At 65.4% G+C, this 1,722-nt stretch carries 3 protein-coding genes and 1 pseudogene; 3 read left to right on the top strand and 1 reads right to left on the bottom strand.

Annotation, left to right across the window (positions count from 1 at the left end; genetic code table 11):
- From EAH89_RS30780 to EAH89_RS30775, 3 genes and pseudogenes are all read left to right on the top strand, one after another.
- Positions 1-297, top strand: a 297-nt coding sequence (locus tag EAH89_RS30780; protein WP_140885178.1) for an integrase core domain-containing protein, incomplete at its 5' end; no start/stop codon positions are given.
- A 111-nt stretch (positions 298-408) separates the two neighbouring features.
- Positions 409-561 (top strand): annotated as a pseudogene (locus EAH89_RS33715) (IS5/IS1182 family transposase); the annotation flags it as partial.
- 24 nt (positions 562-585) lie between these two features.
- The gene (locus EAH89_RS30775) at positions 586-1,353 is read left to right on the top strand and encodes a hypothetical protein (RefSeq protein ID WP_140887986.1); all 768 of its coding nucleotides are present in this window, start codon (positions 586-588) and stop codon (positions 1,351-1,353) included.
- Positions 1,354-1,442: 89 nt separating this feature from the next.
- Here the strand turns inward: EAH89_RS30775 and EAH89_RS30770 are convergent.
- Positions 1,443-1,722, bottom strand: a 280-nt coding sequence (locus EAH89_RS30770; protein WP_194152387.1) for a transposase, incomplete at its 5' end; no start/stop codon positions are given.

Raw genomic sequence — 1,722 nt, 5'->3', positions numbered from 1 at the left:
TGCGCCCAGAACAACATCGATCACCGACTGACCAAGCCCCGGCATCCTTGGACGAACGGGCAGGTCGAGCGGATGAACCGCACGATCAAGGAAGCAACCGTCAAGCGCTACCACTACGAGACGCACGACGAACTCCGACAGCACCTCGACCAGTTCGTCGCCGCCTACAACTTCGCCCGTCGCCTGAAGACTCTACGCGGCCTCACGCCCTACGAAGCCATCTGCAAAGCCTGGACAGAAGAACCGTCCAGGTTCATCCATGACCCGCACCACCAAACCCCGGGACCAAACATCTAGGGTCAGGACCCATTAATCTGCTTGACCCGTGGAGCGGCGGTGAGCTTTTGAGCGGAGCAGAGGTCCGCCGTGTCGGCGCTCGCGTCACCCTTCCTGTTGACCCCCGCCCAAATGCGTCGTCTGAAGCCTTGCTTTCCCCTCTCGCACGGGGTGCCGCGGGTGGACAACCGCGGCGTGATCGGCGGAATCATCCAGGTGGTCTAACGGCGCCTTCAACGGCGCGACGTTCCAGCCGCCTACGGCTCGCACAAAACCCTGTATAATCCTCCACCGATGTCGAGAGCCCGCATGAGACGGTCGCCGTTCCTGACGCTCGCGCTGCCGCTACTGCTGTTGGCTGGCTGTCCCGCCGACGCGCACCGGCCTTATTTCACGCATGTCGAGCGGATCGTCTTGCCGGACGGACAGCCTGGGGAGATGCGTCTCCTGAAGGGCGACGGCATTCTCCTGGCCGATCCCGTTCGCATCCTCGTCCTCGACCGCGATGGGCGCCTACTAGCGCGCAGCCACCAAAGCGGCGCCATGGTCCTCCTCTGCGACCGTGACCGGCGGTCCTGCCGGGGGTACGACGGCGCCGCCGTACTGCTTCTCGACCCCGCTTCGTTCAGGCATGGACAGTCCGTGCCGGGGCTCACCGATGCCGAGCGGAGCGGCCTCCTGGCCTTCGAAACAGGCGACGAGAGTTGGGGCTTCGTGATCCGGCGGGCATCGCTAGCCGATAGGATCCGTGCGGAGGCGGCGCTGGCCCGCGAAACGCCGTGCGCCCTGGCCCTCCTCGTCGCACTCGGCGTGGTAGCGGGGCTGCTCATCCCGGCGCGGCTGCCACGTGCAGAGGACCCGGCGGAACCCCGCTGGTCGGTCTGGTCGATGTGGACCGCTGGCGTCCTGCTGCGCTTGACCATTCTGGCGCCGGTCCTCCTCGTGGCCTCGTATGTCGGGGCGCTCGTCGGCCTCACCTCCATTGCATGGCTGACTGGTTTCGGGAGCGGCGCGGCTCTGGTGCTGTTTTGGCACTCACGAAGGAGGAGGCGCGTCACCGTCTCGCCAACAGCTTGAAGGCGGGCTCGGTCACCTCGACGTCACTGTGGCGTTAGTAGACGCTTTGCTCAGCACAGGGCGGCTATTGGCGCCTGATACCGCCGAGCTTATGAAGTGACTTTTCTGATCCAGGGATAGTTGGTGAGGGATTGGAGGCGCTCGGGCGTGAGGGCGTTCCAGGCTTGGCAGCATGCGTCAACGATGGCGGCGTTGCTGTTGAGCAGACGGTGGGACAGGAAGCGCTCGCGGAGGTGGAGCCAGACGCGCTCGACCGGGTTCAACTCGGGTGCGTAGGGCGGCAACGGCACGAGGGTGACGTTGTCGGGCACACGGAGCTGGCGTGAGCCGTGCCAGCCTGCCTGATCGAGCACGAGAACGGCGTGAACG

Origin of the sequence: Muricoccus nepalensis, assembly GCF_006438825.1 — a bacterium.
GTDB lineage: Bacteria > Pseudomonadota > Alphaproteobacteria > Acetobacterales > Acetobacteraceae > Roseomonas > Roseomonas nepalensis.
The sequence above is the reverse complement of the archived record's forward strand: the minus strand, read 5'-3'. Positions and strand labels throughout refer to the sequence as shown.

Bases quoted from the DNA above. Each gene is read 5' to 3' on its own strand.
- EAH89_RS30775 (WP_140887986.1), top strand. From the start codon at position 586: ATGAGACGGTCGCCGTTCCTGACGCTCGCGCTGCCGCTACTGCTGTTG.